The following is a 17,354-nucleotide window of genomic DNA, read 5'->3' on the forward strand; positions in this document are numbered from 1 at the left end:
TCAGGCGCCGCAGACCGAGACGAGGCTTTCGTAGCGCTGCACGATCCAGCCCGGCGCGTCGTCGGGCAGCGACTCGTTGATCGCCTCTTCCGACCGGGCGAACACGTTCGCCGTGCGCGAGCCTTCGACGGCCGGGATCGGGTCGGTGACAGCCACGCGGTCGTAGACGACGAAGGCCACCGCGACCAGAAGCACGCCCCGCGCCACCCCGAAAACGAAGCCGAGCCCCCGGTCGATGGGGCCCAGCGCCGAATCCTGTACCGCGCCCGCGAGTAGCGGAGTGAAAATCGACATCACCACCAGCATCACCGCGAACACGGCCGCGAAGGCGAAGATGATTGACAGCTCGCAACTGTCGGCCAGGTAGCGATTGATGTAGGGGATTTCCTGCACCAGCGGTTGGGCCACGTGAGCGAAGGCAAAGGCCGCGACGGCGGCGACGATCCACCCGGCGATGGCCATGGTCTCGCGCACCAAGCCGCGGGAATAGGCCAAGATCGCCGAGACCACGAGGGTCAGCGCGACGATCGCGTCCACGATGGTGAAGCCGTCCATTCAGTCTTTCTCCTAGCCGGCGCCGAATATGTCACCGACGAGTCCCGCCAAATCGGCATACTGGCGCAGGGCCATGTCCTCTCCGGCGAGGGCCTTCGTCTGGGCCGGCGCGATCGCGGTGGAGAAACCAAGTTTGCTCGCCTCTTTCAACCTGTTTTCCGCCTGCCCGGCGGGGCGCAGCGATCCCGACAGGCTGATCTCGCCGAAGACGACCGATTGCGGCGGCAGGGCCACATCCTCGCGGGCCGACAAGAGCGCGGCTGCGACCGCGAGATCGGCCGCCGGTTCGCGTACGCGAAGGCCGCCGGCGACGTTGAGATAGACGTCGAGCCCCGAGAAGGGGATCGCGCAGCGTGCCTCGAGCACGGCGAGGATCATCGCAAGCCGGCCGCTATCGAGACCCACCGTGGACCGCCGCGGCTGGCTGTGGGGACTGGGGGCGACCAGCGCCTGAATCTCGCACAGGACGGGGCGCGACCCTTCGATGCCGGCAAAGACCGCAGCACCCGGCTGCGGCTGCTCGCGATCGCCGAGGAACAGGGCCGAAGGGTTGGCGACTTCGGCAAGTCCGTCGCCGGTCATCTCGAACACGCCGATCTCGTCTGCGGGTCCAAAGCGGTTCTTGACCGCGCGCAGGATGCGGAACTGGTGGCCGCGCTCGCCTTCGAAGTAGAGGACCGTGTCCACCATGTGTTCGACCACGCGGGGGCCGGCGATCTGCCCCTCCTTCGTCACGTGCCCGACGAGGATCACCGCGACTCCGTGGCGCTTGGCAAATCGCGTCAGCTCGTGCGCGGCGGCGCGCACCTGGCTGACCGAGCCGGGCGAGGCCTCGACGTTATCGGCCCACATGGTCTGGATCGAGTCGATGATCGCGAGGTCCGGCTTCTCGGCCTCGAGCGTCGTCAGGATGTCGCGCAGGTTCGTTTCGGTCGCCAGCTTCACCGGTGCCTGAGCGAGGCCGAGCCGCTGGGCCCGCATCCGCACCTGGGCCGAGGCTTCCTCGCCCGAGATGTAGATGCAGGACGTTCCTGACTTGGCGAAGCTTGCCGCCGCCTGCAGAAGAAGCGTCGACTTGCCGATCCCGGGGTCGCCCCCCACGAGGATCGCCGAGGCGGGGACGAGCCCGCCGCCCAGCACCCGGTCAAGCTCTACAATGCCGCTGGCGGCGCGGGGCGGAGGTGCCTCTTCGCGCGAGAGATCGGTCAGCACCATGCCCTTGCCGCGCTTGGTCCCCAGCGACTTGGACGCGGGGCCGGCGGACAGCGGCTGCTCTTCGACGATGGTGTTCCAGGCACCGCACGCGTCACAACGGCCCGACCACTTGGAATAGGTCGCGCCGCAGGACTGGCAGATGAAGGTAAGGGGGGATTTCGCCATGCCGCCCTTCTGCCCCGCGCACGGGGCAGGGGCAAGTTACTCGGCCGCTGTCGCGTGCGGCAGCGAGATGACGTTCGCGGGGGTGCGGCTGCGCGAGAAGCCAAGCTCGTTCAGGAGCCCGCCGAACTCTTCCTCGAGGGTGTGCAGACGATTCTCCATTGCCGCTTCCTCGACCTCGACGGCCTCCTTGTGGCGTCGCAGTTCGCGGCTGATCGACAGGGCGCGATCAATCTTGTCCTCAAAGAGCGCGATCTCTTCCTCGCGGTGCTTCAGGAAGCCACGAGCGCGGGAGACGTTCTCGTCCGAGTAGATCTCGGCCAGTTCACGGCTGGCGTAGGACATTTCGGCCGCAGCTTCTAGGATCTCGGGCTCAAGCTCGTGCAGATCGGGGTGGCTGCGCAAGTACATGATCCGCTCTTTCACCGCGTCGTATTCGGTGGCGAGGTTGAAGGCCCCTTGTCGGTCCGCGGCGTGGCAAAGCTGGTAGGCCTCGGCCACGTCGGACATGCAGATCGAAAAGTCGCGGTGCGACGTCTCAAGCCGCCGAACCCGGAAGCCCGAGGGAAGAGTGCTGCAGATCGCGACAAGGATCACGACAAGCCCGACCTGGATCGCGGCGCCCGCTTGCGGGTAGACGATGTCTCCGAATTGCAAGGGCAAAGTTAACATCGGCATGAGGCCAAGGAACCCCGCGACCGTAACCGCGAAGGCAGCCATGGTGGCAGCCAACAGGATCCCCGCAGAAACCCACTGAAAATAGACCGACATTGGTACGTAAGGTGTTCGGCGCGGCTGCATCTCTCACTTTCCCCCGTGGTCTGCGTCGGCAATATTCCGCTTTCCACGCTAATACAAAGCCGCGGTATTTGGTTCCGCTAAGCGCTGGTCGCGGCGGAACCGGGGGCAGATTGTCTGGAGATGCGGGAATTCTGTCGCGCCCAATCGGGACTCAGGTGTAGCGACGGCTATATCTGGGGCCGAGGCCGGTCAGAATTTCGTAGCCGATGGTGCCGGCCGCGTCCGCGAGATCATCCACGCTCTGGTACGGGCCGAGGATGTCGAGTGATTCGGGAATCTCGGGCAGGTGGCTGACATCGACCGTCAACAAGTCCATCGAAACCCGTCCCACAAGGGGGCAGGGCACGTCGCCGTGGAACAGGACCGCCTCGTTTCCCATCGCACGGATCAGCCCGTCCGCGTATCCGCCGGACAGAGTCGCGACCGTGGTCGGCGCATCGGCCAGCCACGAGCCGCCATAGCCGACGATCTCACCAGCGGCGATGTCGCGGACCTGGATCACGGGGATCGTCAGGCGCACGACCGGCTGCGCGTCCGTGAATGGCAGCCCGCCATAGAGCCCGATGCCGGGCCGGGTCACATTGAAGTGATAGTCTTCGCCCATGAGGATGCCCCCGGTCGCCGCAAGCGACAGCGGAAGGTCGACCCCGCGCGTCATGTCACGGAAGGTCGCGAGCTGGCGCTGGTTCATCGGATCAGACGCATCGTCGGCACAGGCGAGGTGGCTCATCACCAGGACCGGGTTCTGCTGCAGGACCAGTTGCCGCGCCGCCGACCACTCCACGGGCTCAAGCCCCAGCCTGTTCATCCCGGTGTCGAGCTGCACGCCGAACGGGTGGCCCGGCAGCGTCTCGAAGTGCCGGGTGAGCTGCTCGATCGAGTTGAGCATGGGGATCAGCCTGTGCGCAACGATGGCATCGGCATCGCCCGCCATGTGGCCCGAGAAGACGCAGATCTCTGCGTCCGGCCCGACCGCCTCGCGGATTGTCGCGCCCTCTTCGGCTACGGCGACGAAGAACCGCCGCGCACCTGCGTCGAAAAGGGTACGCGCGACCTGCCCCGCGCCCAAGCCATAGCCGTCTGCCTTGACCACTGCGGCAGTCTCGACCGACGGGGCGGAGAGGGCGTCGAGAGCGCGCCAGTTTGCGGCGAGCGCCGCGAGATCGATAGTGAGTTGTGCGGTTGCCATGACTCGCAGGTGCCTAGAAAGCCGGATGGGGTCAAGAGAGGGCGCGGGTTGTGACGGCGGTTCCGCCCCGCAGCCAACTCAGAACTCCTGGCTCGACCCTTGCTGCCAAGGCTGAACGAGGTTTCCGAAGCGCGTGAACCGGCCCTCGAAAGACAGGTCGACCGAGCCGATCGGCCCGTGGCGCTGCTTGCCGATGATGACCTCCGCGCGACCGTGCAGGCGCTCCATCTCTTCCTGCCAGGTCGCCATGCGCTCGAGCTCGTGGTCGCCGGGCTTTTCGCGTTCTTTGTAGTATTCCTCACGGAACACGAACATCACGACGTCGGCGTCCTGCTCGATTGAGCCCGATTCTCGAAGGTCGGATAGCTGCGGGCGCTTGTCCTCGCGGCTTTCGACCTGCCGCGACAGCTGCGACAGCGCGATGACAGGAATGTCGAGCTCTTTCGCGATTGCCTTCAGTCCCTGCGAAATCTCCGAAATCTCGTTGACCCGATTGTCGCCCTTGCCCGTGCCTTTCACGAGCTGGAGGTAGTCCACAATCAGCGCGTCGAGACCGTGTTCGCGCTTCAGGCGCCGCGCGCGTGCCGCAAGCTGCGAGATCGGCAGCGCGGGCGTGTCGTCGATATAGAGCGGGCAGGCTTCCAGCGACTTGGCGGCCTCGACGAAGCGCCGGAATTCGGTCTCGTTCATGTCGCCGCGGCGGATCTGCTCGGACGGGACCTCGGCGGCTTCAGAAAGGATACGTGCGGCCAACTGTTCTGCCGACATCTCGAGCGAATAGAACCCGACGATGCCGCCTTCGATCGCGCCTTCGGTGCCGTCGGGCCGCGTCCCCTTGCGGTAGGCCTTGGCGATGTTGAACGCAATGTTCGTGGCGAGCGATGTCTTGCCCATCGACGGGCGCCCGGCGAGGATCAGAAGGTCCGACTTGTGCAGACCGCCCAGCTTCTTGTCGAGATCGACGAGCCCGGTCGAAATGCCGGCGAGGCCGCCCTCGCGCTGGTAGGCGGCGTTGGCGACGTTCACGGCATCGGTCACTGCGCGCAGGAAGGACTGGAAGCCCTGCGAGGCCTGCCCAGCCTCGGCCAGCTTGTAGAGCGCCTGTTCGGCCTCGACGATCTGCTCCTTCGGTTCGGACGAGATATCGACCTTGCCGGCCTTCGATGAGATCTCGCGCCCCAGCTCGATCAGCTTCCGCCGGATCGCGAGATCATAGAGCATCTGCGCGTAGTCTCGCGCGGCATAGGAAGAGATTGCGGCACCCGCGAGGCGCACGAGGTAGGACGGGCCGCCAAGCTCCTTGAGGCCCTCGTCATCCTCAAGGAACGCCTTCAGCGTCACGGGCGAAGCCAGAGCGTTCTTGGCGATTCGCGCGGCCGCGACCTCGTAGATGCGGGCATGGACGGGGTCGTAGAAGTGGCTCTCGTCGATGACGCTCGCGACCTGGTCGTAGACGTCGTTATTGGTGAGAATGGCGCCTAGAAGCTGCTGCTCGGCCTCGACGTTGTGGGGCAGCAGGTTGGCTTTTTCATCCCCTTCGCTCGCGCCCTGCGCGAACGGTGCGATCTGGTTCATCGTCCCTCTCCCCTGCTTTCTGTTCGGCCCCCGTGTCGAGCGAGATAGCCCCCCGCGAGGCGCGCAATCAAGCCGGGATAAGTATCAGGCTGAATACCGCCGCAAGCCGTGGATGTTGCGCCCTGCACGAAGCGGAGCGCAATATGATGAGCGGCTTGCAGACCGTGGGAAAACTATCCCCGACTTTCCACAGGGTTAGCCGCCGCTGCGGGCCGCTTGCCAGGCGCGGGGGTCCTGCAGGAATGACTCGACCGCCTGAAGCGTCGGCGCACCGAACGAGCCCGAGGCCTTAGCCGCCTCGAGCACGTCCCACCAGGTGCACAAGGAATGGAGCTTTACGCTGTGGTCGCTCAGCGTCTTCTCGGTCTCGGGAAAGATCCCGTACGAGAAGATCACAGCCGTATGCGCACAGCTTGCGCCCGTCTCGCGAATCGCATCCACGAAGGACAGCTTGGATCCGCCATCCGTCGTCAGATCCTCGACCAGCAGCACGCGCTGTCCTTCCGACATCGCGCCCTCGATCCGGGCATTGCGGCCGTAGCCTTTGGGCTTCTTGCGCACGTAAGTCATCGGCAGGGCCAGCCGTTCCGCTACGAGCGCGGCAAAGGGAATCCCCGCCGTCTCGCCCCCGGCGATGTTGTCGAACGCCTCGAACCCCGCCTCGCGCATGACCGTCACGGCGAGGAAGTCCATCAGAGTCGAGCGGATCCGGGGGAACGAGATCAACTTGCGGCAGTCGATATAGGTGGGCGAGGGCAGCCCACTGGCGAGCGTGAACGGTTCGCCCGCGTTGAAGTGCACCGCCTTGATCTCGAGCAGCATAGCGGCCGAAAGTCGCGAGATCTCGGCCTTGTCGGGAAACCCGCTGGGGATCATCATTTGTTACCCGTGGGCGAGCGCTCGATCGGGTTGCGATAGGTCATGCGCCGGACCGACCCGGTCTTGGAGCGCATGAGGATCGTCTCGGTCGTGAAATAGCCGGGCTCGCGCTTGATGCCGGGCACCATCGAGCCGTCGGTCACGCCGGTCGCGGCAAAGATCACGTCGTCCTGGACCAGATCATCGCGCGTATAGACCCGATCGAAGTTCTTCACGCCGGCCTTCTCGGCCCGGCCACGCTCGGCGTCGTCGCGGAAGGTGAGCTTGCCGTACATCTGGCCGCCCATGCATTTCAGCGCGGCGGCAGCAAGCACCCCCTCGGGCGCGCCGCCCGAGCCCATGTACATGTCGATGCCGGTCGACGGTTCGGCGCAATGGATGATGCCGGCGACGTCGCCGTCGGTGATCAGGCGAATCGCACAGCCGGTGGTGCGCAGTTCGGCGATCATGTCCACGTGGCGCGGCCGTTCCAGCACACAGACCGTGATGTCATTGGTCGACACGCCCTTGGCCGAGGCCAGCGCCGAGACGCGCTCGGCCGGGCTCATGTCCATCGTGACAACGCCGGGGCGCAGGCCGGGTCCGACGGCGAGCTTTTCCATGTAGACGTCCGGCGCGTGCAACAGAGAGCCGCGCGGACCCATCGCGATCACGGTCAGCGCGTTCGGCATGTCCTTGGCGGTCAGTGTGGTCCCTTCGAGAGGGTCGAGCGCGATGTCCACCTCGGGACCTTCGCCGGTGCCGACCTCTTCGCCGATAAAAAGCATCGGCGCCTCGTCGCGCTCGCCCTCGCCGATGACCACGGTGCCGCGGATGGACAGCTTGTTCAGCTGGTCACGCATGGCCGTGACGGCGGCCTGATCGGCGGCCTTTTCGTCACCGCGGCCGACCCAGCGGCCAGACGCAAGCGCCGCCGCCTCGGAGACACGGGCGAGGCCCAAGGATAGCATCCGGTCGTTGAAATCTGGCGTGGCCATCGAAAGCGTCTCCTTGTCGCGGTTGCCTGCGTCCTAGCAAGCACGTAGCACGGCGCACAAGGCTGTTACCGCCAGTGGTCGAGTGAACATCCGCAGACCGGGCCGCTTTGGCCACGCGCCCGAGCAAGACTCAGTCGTCGAGCTCTTCGATCCGAAGGGCGACCGGCTCGCCCATCAGCACGCCCGTCTCTGACATCGTCTGAAGCGCAGCGTCGAGGTCCGGGCGGCCTGCCTTGTGCGTGACCATGATGACAGGCGCGACCGAGGCGTCGGCATGATCGTATTGCCGCATCCGGTCGATCGAGATCCCCGCATTCCCCAGACACGCCGCGGCCTTCGCCAGTGCACCCGGTTTGTCCTGCAGTTCCATCCGCAGGTAATACGGGGCGGGACTTTCGGCCCGCGCTCGCGTGCCGGCGACAAGCGACGCCGCCGGCTGCCCGAAGGTTGGCAACCGTGTGCCGCGCGCAAGCTCGATGACGTCGGACAGGACGGCGCTGGCGGTCGGACCTTCGCCCGCGCCGGCGCCGCGCAGGACGATCTGGCCCACTGCGTCGCCTTCGAGGACGACCATGTTCGTCGCGCCTGACAACTGGCCCAGGGGTGACGCGGCGGGCATGAGGCAGGGCGACATCCGCGCCTCGAGTCCCCGGCCGGTCATGCGCGCGACGCCCAGCAGTTTGACCTTGAAGCCCATGTCGTTCGCGTGGCGGATATCGGCGATCGAGACGCGCTCGATCCCTTCGAGCTTCACGCCCTCGAAATCCACCCTGGTGCCGAAGGCGATGGACGCCAGCAGCGCCAGCTTGTGGCCCGCGTCGATTCCACCCACGTCGAGCGTCGGGTCCGCCTCGAGGTATCCTAGCGCCTTCGCCTCGGCGAACACGGTGTCGTAAGGCAGGCCGGCATCCTCCATCCGCGTGAGGATGTAGTTGCAGGTGCCGTTCATCACGCCCATCACCCGGTCGATCCGGTTGCCGGCAAGGCTTTCTGTCAGGGCCTTCACGCAGGGAATGCCGCCCGCGACGGCCGCCTCGAACCGGACGCAGAGCCCTTTTGCCTCGGCCGCCTCGGCGATCTCCTGACCGTGGAGGGCCAGCATCGCCTTGTTCGCCGTCACGACATCCTTGCCGTTTGCGATCGCGGCCTCGACCGTGTCCTTCGCGGGTCCGGTGTCTCCGCCCACGAGTTCGATCACGAGGTCGACGTCGTCACGCGAGGCGAGGCTGACGGGATCGCTCTCCCACGCGTAGGGCGACATGTCGAACCCGCGGTCCTTGTCCTGCGTGCGAGCCGAAACGGCGGCGACCTTGATCGGGCGGCCGGCGCGAGCGGCGATCAGGTCGCCGCGTTTTTCCAGGATCTTCACGACGCCGGCGCCGACGGTGCCAAGGCCCGCGATCCCGAGGCGGAGGGGGTCTGACATGGCGGGGCTCCTTCGATCTGACGGCGTCGGGCTTGGGCCTTAGCCGAGATCACGCCCCGATCAAAGGGGGTCGTCGCCCGTGCCGTCGCGCAAGCGGCGCAGACGCCGCAGACGTTCGGCCGCTTCGACGTCTTCCGCCGTGGGCGGCGGGGGCACGGCAGGGGTGCCGCGGCTGGATCGGATCGCGTCGGCGCGCTGCCGCAGGTCGGCCGCAGCCGAGGCGTCGTCTACGGGCTTCACGTTGCGGACGCCCAGCGCGCGTGCTTGCAGTGCATCGGCGCGGCCAAGAATGCCGGCGCGATCGACCGTGCCTCCCTGTGCGCTCACGTCACGAGACGCAAGGCGCGCGCTACGTGCGGACAGGTCCGCAACGGTCCCGGTGGTGGCGTCGGCGGTCACACGCGACAGAATCTCGGCGCGGGGCGCAATTTCGGGATAGGACCCCACCGCACCGGCGCGGGTCGCCGGTGTGTCGAGGTCGGGCATTCCGCAACCAGCGGCAAGGCAGCAGACGATCAGGGCGCGGCGCATGGGTGGGCTCCGTGGGCGAGCCTCATGCTAACGGTGCAGACCCGGCCGCGGCAATCGCCTTTTCAGGGACCGGCCGGCCGGATATGCGTCTGCCATGTCCGAACCCGCGATCATCGCCGAACTCCGCGCCTCGCAGCCGCGCCGAATTTTCGGTACCACCATGCTCACTGCTCTTGCGGTGCTGCTCATGTGGCTCGCCGCGACGGCGCCGGCCGGGATCGGGGCGCGACTGGCGTTGCTGATCTGCGCAGTTCTGGCCGCTTACGGGGCGCTCGCGATGTGGCGCGCGACCGCCCACGTTCTTTTCCTGACCGAGGCCGGGCTCGTCCAGTCGGACGGTCGGGTGCTCGCGATGATGGAGGAGATTGAACACGTGGATCGCGGACTTTTCGCAGTCAAGCCGTCCAACGGTTTTGTCGTCCGCCTCGCCCGGTCACGCCCGTTTGCCTGGGCCCCCGGCCTCTGGTGGCGGTGGGGTCGTCGCCTCGGCGTCGGCGGCATGACGGGCGCCGGTCAGACCAAGGCGATGGCCGACCTTCTAGCGCTGCAGCGGGACAAGGTGCACTAGCCCGTTACGCCCTCCGTTTCGTACCTCAGCACCGGGATGAAACGGGGTGACACCACTTCGAGATGCTCGAAGGTCCGATCGCCGAAGCCGATGTCGAATGGCGGCTTATAGTAGAGCCAGCTTTCGACGACGATGACGGAATCGCCGTTCGCCAGGTTCGGCAGCGTATGGATGATGTCGGGCAGGGTGGTGTCGTTGATCGGTTGCGGCGGGGGCGTTGGCGATCCTGCGCGCGCTGAGTCGGACCAGACCAGCAGATGCGTGTCATTGCTTTCGTCCCACATGATCGATGTCACCCGGATCGAGGTGTTGTGGGCGCCGATGGCAAGCTCGTCGAAGACCTCGGCGAGCCCGGTGATCGTCTGGTGCGTTACCGGGAACTGCGCGCGCGAAAGCATGTCGCCCACGGCGTAGGTCACGCGCAATGCGTGGACCTTTGCGCGGTAGGCGTCGATGAAGGTGAGCATCGTGAAGATGGTCAGGCACAGCACAGGCAGCATGAGGACGAGCTCGACCGTGTACGACCCGGACTCGTCCGCGGTGAACCGTTTCAGTCGCCGAAGGAGCTTTGGTATCCTCATGGCTCGTTCACGAAAAAGGTTTCTGTCACCATGGCGACACCTCCGCCTTCCACACGGTCCAGTCGCGCCCCGATCCCGACGCCGGGAAAGATCGGATCGTAGAGCACGCAGAACCGCATGAACATCAACTCGTTCTGGGAGCCGGGGTTGAAGGTGGTGGCGGGCTGAACCTCAAGGTCGCGATTGCGACAGGTCACGGCGGACTCGGTCGCGGTGAAGCCCTCCACCTGGACCGGAGAAAGCTCGAGCATCAGATTGTTGCCGCAGTCGGGAATGATCCCGGCCCTGTCGCAGACTGCGGCCCGAATCTCGGGTGCGGTGCCGAAGCCCGGCATCCCCATGCGGACATCGCGTGCCACGACATCGACGGCATGTTCGAACATGACCCGGCGCATCTGCATGATCCCGGCCTCCATTCCCGTGAGGAACGGCCAGAGCATGAGTGGAAACAGGATCACGACCTCGATCGACGCGGTACCGTCCGAGGCACGAAGGAACCGGCGAAGGCGGGACAGCAACGTCATTGCACGAGTTGCAACTGGTTGATCGTGCCGGCGATTGACGAGAAGGCGTAGTTAATCTGGTTGCCGGTGACGTTGTAGTAATGGTTCGGCGTCGTTGCACAAGACTTGAGAAGACGCGAATTGTCCTCTGAAATATCGAAGGCGATGGTAAATACCACGACGTCCCGCTCGCGAATGGCCGAACAGAGGGAGGTCAGGCGGGCATCTTTTTCGGCGGGGCCAATCTCGTCGATTACCCCGTGGTACCACTTGTTCAGGAGGGCTTGTCGGTCGTACCAGTTTGAACTTTGTTCCATCCGCGCCCAGTACGCATGCCAACCCAAGGGCATTTCTGCCCAGACGTCCGCCCAGGTCATTTGCCTGGCGGAGGTTCCTCCAACCGGATGATCTCTCCAAACCCTCTCGGTCGCAATGTAGTAATCCTCGTAGTAATAGTTGTCCCTATCTGCGTCGCGCGGTTCCTCGTCCTGAACCGAAAAGCGCAGGTTGTTCCACCAGTCGAATCCCTTCCAGATATCTGACATGTTGCTGCCGGAGTATTCGGGCTTCATCGAGAGCTGTGTCGTGTTTTCGCCGTCCGTCATGACGATCAACACCTTCATCGAGTTCTCGCGATCATAATCAAAAGGCCTGTCCTCAAAATCCGGATCGATGCTGGCGAGTTCGGAAACTACGGGGCGCATCTTGGGGTCGAGCAGACCCATCGCCCATTTCATTCCGATCTCGATCGACGTGTTACCCCCGTCTTCAAGACCATCGATCTTGTTGTGTAGCAGGGCGCGGTCGTCCGCGAGGTAAAGCGCACGACTGTTCTCTTCGGTCCGGCACTGGAGATAATCCTCCAGAAGACTGCGATTGTTCGAGGGCGGGATGTAGGGATTGCCCCTGGTGTCGGACGCCCACATGAAGTGGGCCGTCTGCTTGTAAGGCGTCTCACGCGACATCTCGGTCGTCTCGAAGGCCTCTGACGGAAAGTCGAGACAGTGGGAATAGTCATGGGAATGCGTTCGCGACATTTGCGCAAGCATTTCCGGACCGGCGTTAACTTGGGATGCATATGGTACGATATTGATCGAGATTTCGCCCTCGATTGGACTACCGTTCGCGTCGAGAAGCATCTTGTCCACGAAATCCTTCGCGGCGGCCTTCATGTAGCCGAGCCTGCCATTCATGCCCATCGAGCCCGAGATATCCAATGCCATCGAGATTTCGATATCGCGGATATCTTCCCGTGCGGTGCCGGCGACCGCTCCGCCGATGTCGTCGACGCCGAGCGCGTCCATGAACAGGGTGGGCAGGGGCATCTCTGCAGCGGCCGACACCACTCGGGAATTCACCTGGGCCGTCACCTCGACATTCGTCAGCGCGCCGGCAAGCCCGGCTTTGTCGAAGTAGTCGCGGACCACGCCTTCGGGGTCGAGCATCTGGTCGAGATCCGCCGCCGCAAGCACCGCATTGTCGAGCGTGGTCTGCATCTGCGTCCGCTGGTAGTCGTGGCGCAAAAGGTCGACGACGACGCCGCCCGTCAGGAAGATCGCGACGAAGAAGAAGAGCGCCAGGATGACGAACGACCCGTCCTCTGCCTTGCCGAAGGCGGCGACTCGCCGTCTCACCGAATGCCCGGCCTGTGTCGTCCTGTTGCGTTTCGCCATTCCAGGTTCCCATGGTGAATGCGAAAGCCGCGAGGCTGTGCCGCACGACTGCGAAGGAGAGGCAGACGCCTTTCCGGCGAGATCCTCCGCACGGAACCAAGGGCCAGCGGAACGGGGCGGCATCAAGGCACACACGCGCCCCTTTCTGGGCACCGAGCCGCGTGCCTTCGGCGTTTGCCGAACCAGATAGGGTGGAGCGGGTGCGATCCGCTCTGTCTTTTTGCCCGACACCACAAGGGAGACCCCGATGTTCCACCGCCTGATCCTTGCCGCGCCGCTGGCGCTTCTGGCTTGCGCGCCGACCACCGATCAGATCGCCACGCCGGACCTCACGGTGGATGCCGAAGGTGCCGCGAGCGCCGCCGCGACGCCGCCGGCGCTGACCGCCGTGGCCCAGGCGCTCGACGCGCGGCAGGGGCAGATGCTGACGCCCGACCTCGAAATCCAGGGCGCCAGCGCCGAGGGTGACACGCTGGCCATGCGCTTCCGTCACATTCAGCCGTCCACGGCTTTCGGACCCGCTGCGCGCGAAGGCTACGAACTTGTCGCCGCCCGCTCGATCCGTGAGCAGCTGTGCGCCGCGCCCGCGACCGCGCGCTTCGTCGAGACCTACGGCGTCGCCGCGACCATCGTCACGAGCGACGATCAGCCGCTCGCAACGATCACTGTCGACGACTGCTGAACCGCAACCTCTGGACAGACCGGCGGGCGGGACTGATATAACGGAGCATGAGCCTGCCCCCCGGTTTCCTAGACGAGCTGCGTTCGCGCCTGAGCATCGCGCAGGTGGTCGGGCGAAAAGTGGTCTGGGACAGCCGCAAGTCCCAGCAGGGCAAGGGCGACATGTGGGCGTCCTGTCCATTCCACCAGGAAAAGTCCGCGTCTTTCCACGTCCTCGACCGCGAGGGCTATTACTACTGCTTCGGCTGCCACGCGAAGGGCGACGCCATCACCTTCGTGCGCGAGACAGAGAACGTCTCGTTTATTGATGCAGTGCGCATCCTCGCCGCCGAGGCAGGGCTCGAGATGCCGCAGGAGGACCCGCGCGCCAAGGAACGGTCCGATCGCCGGACCGATCTGGCCGAGGTGATGGAAGAGGCGGTGAAGTTCTACCGCCTGCAACTGCGGACCGGAGCCGGTGCCGCGGCGCGAGACTACCTCAAAGGGCGCGGCCTCGATGATGCCGCCTGCGAGCGGTGGGAGATCGGCTTTGCCCCCGACGACTGGCGCCGGCTGGGCGCCCACCTGCGGCAGAAGGGCATCGCGCCCGAGATGATCCAGTCGGTCGGGCTCGAGAAGGTCAGCGACCGCGGCGGTCAGCCATACGACGTCTTTCGCAATCGCATCCTCTTTCCCATCCGCGACGCCCGCGGGCGCGCCATCGCGTTCGGCGGACGGGCGATGGACCCGAACGACAACGCCAAGTACCTGAACTCGCCCGAGACCGAGCTCTTCGACAAAGGTCGCAACCTCTACAACCTCGGCAACGCGCGCCGCGAGGCGGGTCGCGACGCGCAGTTGGTGGTGGCGGAGGGCTACATGGACGTCATCGCGCTGTCCGAGGCGGGATTTGGCGCGACTGTGGCTCCTCTTGGCACTGCCGTAACCGAGGATCAGTTGCGCCTGCTCTGGCGCGTCCATGACGAGCCTGTCTTGGCGCTCGACGGGGATCGGGCGGGGCAGGGGGCGGCGCTGCGCGTCGCGCGGCTGGCGCTGCCGCTGGTCGAGGCTGGCAAGTCGCTGCGCTTCTGCCTGATGCCCGAGGGGCTCGATCCTGACGACCTCCTTCGAGCCAAGGGCGCGGGCGCGATGCAGGAGCTTCTGGATCAGGCGATTCCCATGGTCGACCTGCTGTGGAAGGCTGAGACCGAGGGCCGCCCGATCGATAGCCCCGAGCGGCGTGCGGCACTCGACAAGCGGCTGCGCGAGGTGCTGGCGCAGATCAAGGACCCGTCGATCAAGCGCCACTACGGCGACGCCTTCAAAGAGCGTCGCTACCAGCTTTTCAATCCGCGCCGGGCCTGGACGCCGCGGGGCAAGCGCCGCGATGCGCCGCTCAGCGCGAACCCGACGACCCGCAGTTCCGAGCTGATGTCGGACGATTCGGTGGACCGGCTGCGCGAGGCGGTCGTGCTGGCGCTGCTGCTGCGCTATCCTTCGCTCGTCGAGAGGTTTGAGCCCGCGCTCGACCGGCTGGAGTTCTCGGATCCGGATCACGCGCGGCTCTGTGACTGCTTGCTGGCACACCCGGCCACGGACGCCGATGCCTGCCGCGCGGCGGTCGAGTCGGCCTTGGGGCCGCATGCCCTTGAAAAGCTGCGCACCACGCGCCATCTCGACATCGTTCCCGCGCTCCGCTCGAACAAGGTGGAGGTGGCGCAGCAATGTCTGGCCGAAGAACTCGCCAAGCTTGCCGCCCGGCAGGGTGCGGCGCGGGAGATTGACGAGGCGCTCGGGGATATCGGCGCCGTCGATGACGAGGCGCTGACCTGGCGGCTGTCCCAGGCGGCACAAGCGCGCGCCCGGGCGGAACGCAGCCAGGGCGAGGACCGCAGGCGGTTCGATCTGGCGCCGAATGGCGTCCGTTTGGACCGGGAAGAACGAAGCGCCCTCGACCGTCTGCTCAGCCAGATCGGATCGGGGACACGCAAGGACGGAAAGTGATCCGCCCGCTCTGGGTAAGACGGTTCGGGTTTGGTAGGGTAGTCGACGTTTTCAACCTGCGAATCACTGATTCGGATGGAGCGAATCGCGAAGCGGGCCGCATCGAGACCCGCCACGGGACACCGCGATCCGCGGGAAGGAGAGAGCCGCATGGCCGCTAAGGACAGCGTAGAGGAACGCAAGGACGATCAGGACGGAGAGGCCATGCTCGACATGAGCCAGGCTGCCGTCAAGAAGATGATCGCCGACGCAAGGGAACGTGGGTACATCACCTACGATCAGCTCAACGCGGTCCTCCCGCCCGAGCAGGTGAGTTCCGAGCAGATCGAGGACGTGATGTCGATGCTGTCCGAAATGGGCATCAACGTCATCGAGGAAGAAGAAGCCGCCGACGAGGAGGACAAGAAGTCCACCGATGTCGTCGCCCGCAACGATACCCGCGACGTCGCGGTCGCATCGTCCGAGACCGAGAAGCTTGACCGCACCGACGATCCGGTGCGGATGTACCTGCGCGAGATGGGCTCGGTCGAGCTTCTGTCCCGCGAGGGCGAGATTGCGATCGCCAAGCGCATCGAGGCCGGCCGCAACACGATGATCGCGGGTCTGTGCGAAAGCCCGCTGACCTTCCAGGCCATCACGATCTGGCGCGACGAACTTCTGTCCGAGGACATCCTGCTGCGGGACGTCATCGACCTTGAGACGACGTTCGGCCGTTCTATGGGCGAAGAGGGCGACGAGCCCGTCGTCTCCGACCTCGGCTCCACGCCGCAGGAGATGAAGGAGCGGCCCTCGCCGAAGGTCGACGTCGTCAAGGAAGAGGTCGACGCCGACGGCGAGCCGATCCGCAAGTCCGACGACGACGACGAGGATGACGAGGACCAGGCGAACCTGTCGCTCGCCGCGATGGAAGCCGCGCTCAAGCCCCGCGTCCTCGAGATGCTCGACGCGATCGCCAGCGATTACGAGCAGCTCAGCGAGATGCAGGACATGCGCATGTCCGCGACGCTGAACGAGGACGGCTCGTTCAATGCGGCGGCGGAGGAGAAGTACCAGAAGCTGCGCGGCGAGATCGTCGTGCTGGTGAAGGAGCTTCACCTTCACAACAACCGTATCGAGGCGCTGATCGACCAGCTTTACGGCATCAACCGCAAGATCATGTCGATCGACTCGGCTATGGTGAAGCTCGCCGACCAGGCCCGCATCAACCGGCGCGAGTTCGTCGATGCCTATCGTGGTGCCGAGCTCGATCCGAACTGGATGGACCGGATGCGCGAGAAGGCCGGCCGTGGCTGGCAGTCGCTGTTCGAGCGCTCGACCGACAAGATCGAGGAGCTTCGCGGCGAGATGGCCCAGGTCGGCCAGTATGTCGGCGTCGACATTTCGGAATTCCGGCGCATCGTGCAGCAGGTCCAGAAGGGCGAGAAAGAAGCCCGTCAGGCCAAGAAGGAGATGGTCGAGGCGAACCTTCGTCTCGTGATTTCCATCGCCAAGAAGTACACGAACCGCGGCCTGCAATTCCTTGATCTCATTCAGGAAGGCAATATCGGCCTGATGAAGGCCGTCGACAAGTTCGAGTATCGCCGCGGCTACAAGTTCTCGACCTACGCGACGTGGTGGATCCGTCAGGCGATCACCCGCTCGATCGCAGACCAGGCCCGCACGATCCGCATCCCGGTCCACATGATCGAGACGATCAACAAGCTGGTCCGCACCGGCCGCCAGATGTTGCACGAGATCGGTCGCGAGCCGACGCCGGAAGAACTGGCCGAGAAGCTGCAGATGCCGCTCGAGAAGGTCCGCAAGGTGATGAAGATCGCCAAGGAACCGATCAGCCTCGAGACGCCGATCGGCGACGAAGAGGACAGCCAGCTCGGCGACTTCATCGAGGACAAGAACGCCGTCCTGCCGCTCGACTCGGCCATTCAGGAGAACCTGAAGGAGACGACGACGCGGGTTCTCGCCTCGCTGACGCCGCGGGAAGAGCGTGTCCTGCGGATGCGCTTCGGCATCGGCATGAACACCGACCACACGCTGGAAGAGGTCGGCCAGCAGTTC

The 17,354-nt window shown here is 65.3% G+C and carries 16 protein-coding genes; 4 read left to right on the forward strand and 12 right to left on the reverse strand.

Annotated elements, in window-relative coordinates:
- From ACFDS3_RS10875 to ACFDS3_RS10915, 9 genes are all read right to left on the reverse strand, one after another.
- On the reverse strand, positions 1–555 hold the full coding sequence (locus ACFDS3_RS10875) for a CvpA family protein (protein ID WP_375262374.1): 555 nt from the start codon (positions 553–555) through the stop codon (positions 1–3).
- A gap of 12 nt (positions 556–567) precedes the next feature.
- A complete protein-coding gene (radA, locus tag ACFDS3_RS10880) occupies positions 568–1,935 on the reverse strand; it encodes a DNA repair protein RadA (RefSeq protein ID WP_375262375.1) in 1,368 nt (455 codons plus the stop codon).
- A gap of 36 nt (positions 1,936–1,971) precedes the next feature.
- On the reverse strand, positions 1,972–2,664 hold the full coding sequence (locus ACFDS3_RS10885; RefSeq protein ID WP_375262376.1) for a DNA repair protein: 693 nt from the start codon (positions 2,662–2,664) through the stop codon (positions 1,972–1,974).
- Between the two features lie 220 nt (positions 2,665–2,884).
- Positions 2,885–3,922, reverse strand: coding sequence for an alanine racemase (alr, locus tag ACFDS3_RS10890; RefSeq protein WP_375262377.1), 1,038 nt, complete (start codon positions 3,920–3,922; stop codon positions 2,885–2,887).
- Positions 3,923–4,000: 78 nt separating this feature from the next.
- Positions 4,001–5,497, reverse strand: a complete 1,497-nt coding sequence (locus ACFDS3_RS10895; RefSeq protein ID WP_375262378.1) for a replicative DNA helicase — start codon at positions 5,495–5,497, stop codon at positions 4,001–4,003.
- Between the two features lie 195 nt (positions 5,498–5,692).
- The gene (locus ACFDS3_RS10900) at positions 5,693–6,373 is read right to left on the reverse strand and encodes an orotate phosphoribosyltransferase (protein WP_375262390.1); all 681 of its coding nucleotides are present in this window, start codon (positions 6,371–6,373) and stop codon (positions 5,693–5,695) included.
- The gene (gene glpX / locus ACFDS3_RS10905; protein WP_375262379.1) at positions 6,373–7,353 is read right to left on the reverse strand and encodes a class II fructose-bisphosphatase; all 981 of its coding nucleotides are present in this window, start codon (positions 7,351–7,353) and stop codon (positions 6,373–6,375) included. Before glpX ends, ACFDS3_RS10900 begins: the two co-directional genes overlap by 1 nt.
- 130 nt (positions 7,354–7,483) lie before the next feature.
- Complete coding sequence (locus ACFDS3_RS10910; RefSeq protein WP_375262380.1) at positions 7,484–8,779, reverse strand: homoserine dehydrogenase; 1,296 nt, start codon at positions 8,777–8,779, stop codon at positions 7,484–7,486.
- A gap of 60 nt (positions 8,780–8,839) precedes the next feature.
- Positions 8,840–9,310 (reverse strand): hypothetical protein, encoded by a 471-nt coding sequence (locus ACFDS3_RS10915; RefSeq protein ID WP_375262381.1) that lies wholly within the window; start codon positions 9,308–9,310, stop codon positions 8,840–8,842.
- A gap of 94 nt (positions 9,311–9,404) precedes the next feature.
- Here ACFDS3_RS10915 and ACFDS3_RS10920 point away from each other — a divergent pair, with 94 nt between their 5' ends.
- A complete protein-coding gene (locus ACFDS3_RS10920) occupies positions 9,405–9,878 on the forward strand; it encodes a hypothetical protein (RefSeq protein ID WP_375262382.1) in 474 nt (157 codons plus the stop codon).
- On the opposite strand, the gene ACFDS3_RS10925 is transcribed toward ACFDS3_RS10920, so the two are convergent.
- From ACFDS3_RS10925 to ACFDS3_RS10935, 3 genes are read right to left on the reverse strand one after another with little or no spacing between them, the layout of a single operon-like run.
- A complete protein-coding gene (locus ACFDS3_RS10925) occupies positions 9,875–10,459 on the reverse strand; it encodes a TadE/TadG family type IV pilus assembly protein (protein ID WP_375262383.1) in 585 nt (194 codons plus the stop codon). The genes ACFDS3_RS10920 and ACFDS3_RS10925 overlap by 4 nt on opposite strands.
- Positions 10,456–10,983 carry a TadE/TadG family type IV pilus assembly protein gene (locus tag ACFDS3_RS10930; protein WP_375262384.1) on the reverse strand — a complete coding sequence of 176 codons (528 nt, stop codon included), beginning with the start codon at positions 10,981–10,983 and terminating at the stop codon, positions 10,456–10,458. Before ACFDS3_RS10930 ends, ACFDS3_RS10925 begins: the two co-directional genes overlap by 4 nt.
- On the reverse strand, positions 10,980–12,941 hold the full coding sequence (locus ACFDS3_RS10935) for a TadE/TadG family type IV pilus assembly protein (RefSeq protein ID WP_375262385.1): 1,962 nt from the start codon (positions 12,939–12,941) through the stop codon (positions 10,980–10,982). The genes ACFDS3_RS10930 and ACFDS3_RS10935 overlap by 4 nt, the downstream gene beginning before the upstream one ends.
- Here ACFDS3_RS10935 and ACFDS3_RS10940 point away from each other — a divergent pair.
- From ACFDS3_RS10940 to rpoD, 3 genes are all read left to right on the forward strand, one after another.
- Positions 12,883–13,317: a hypothetical protein gene (locus ACFDS3_RS10940; RefSeq protein WP_375262386.1), complete on the forward strand. Its 435-nt coding sequence runs from the start codon at positions 12,883–12,885 to the stop codon at positions 13,315–13,317. The genes ACFDS3_RS10935 and ACFDS3_RS10940 overlap by 59 nt on opposite strands.
- Positions 13,318–13,364: 47 nt before the next feature.
- On the forward strand, positions 13,365–15,299 hold the full coding sequence (dnaG, locus tag ACFDS3_RS10945) for a DNA primase (RefSeq protein WP_375262387.1): 1,935 nt from the start codon (positions 13,365–13,367) through the stop codon (positions 15,297–15,299).
- A gap of 150 nt (positions 15,300–15,449) precedes the next feature.
- The coding region (gene rpoD / locus ACFDS3_RS10950) for an RNA polymerase sigma factor RpoD (protein ID WP_375262388.1) at positions 15,450–17,354 on the forward strand (1,905 nt) is incomplete at its 3' end.

The organism is Palleronia sp., from assembly GCF_042089775.1.
Classification (GTDB): Bacteria; Pseudomonadota; Alphaproteobacteria; order Rhodobacterales; family Rhodobacteraceae; genus Palleronia.

Excerpts from the sequence above, each read along its gene's own strand:
- ACFDS3_RS10875 (WP_375262374.1), bottom strand. The coding sequence starts at position 555 with ATGGACGGCTTCACCATCGTGGACGCGATCGTCGCGCTGACCCTCGTG.
- radA (WP_375262375.1), bottom strand. The coding sequence starts at position 1,935 with ATGGCGAAATCCCCCCTTACCTTCATCTGCCAGTCCTGCGGCGCGACC.
- alr (WP_375262377.1), bottom strand. The coding sequence starts at position 3,922 with ATGGCAACCGCACAACTCACTATCGATCTCGCGGCGCTCGCCGCAAAC.
- ACFDS3_RS10895 (WP_375262378.1), bottom strand. The coding sequence starts at position 5,497 with ATGAACCAGATCGCACCGTTCGCGCAGGGCGCGAGCGAAGGGGATGAA.
- ACFDS3_RS10900 (WP_375262390.1), bottom strand. The coding sequence starts at position 6,373 with ATGATCCCCAGCGGGTTTCCCGACAAGGCCGAGATCTCGCGACTTTCG.
- glpX (WP_375262379.1), bottom strand. The coding sequence starts at position 7,353 with ATGGCCACGCCAGATTTCAACGACCGGATGCTATCCTTGGGCCTCGCC.
- ACFDS3_RS10910 (WP_375262380.1), bottom strand. The coding sequence starts at position 8,779 with ATGTCAGACCCCCTCCGCCTCGGGATCGCGGGCCTTGGCACCGTCGGC.
- ACFDS3_RS10915 (WP_375262381.1), bottom strand. The coding sequence starts at position 9,310 with ATGCGCCGCGCCCTGATCGTCTGCTGCCTTGCCGCTGGTTGCGGAATG.
- ACFDS3_RS10920 (WP_375262382.1), top strand. The coding sequence starts at position 9,405 with ATGTCCGAACCCGCGATCATCGCCGAACTCCGCGCCTCGCAGCCGCGC.
- ACFDS3_RS10925 (WP_375262383.1), bottom strand. The coding sequence starts at position 10,459 with ATGAGGATACCAAAGCTCCTTCGGCGACTGAAACGGTTCACCGCGGAC.
- ACFDS3_RS10930 (WP_375262384.1), bottom strand. The coding sequence starts at position 10,983 with ATGACGTTGCTGTCCCGCCTTCGCCGGTTCCTTCGTGCCTCGGACGGT.
- ACFDS3_RS10940 (WP_375262386.1), top strand. The coding sequence starts at position 12,883 with ATGTTCCACCGCCTGATCCTTGCCGCGCCGCTGGCGCTTCTGGCTTGC.
- dnaG (WP_375262387.1), top strand. The coding sequence starts at position 13,365 with ATGAGCCTGCCCCCCGGTTTCCTAGACGAGCTGCGTTCGCGCCTGAGC.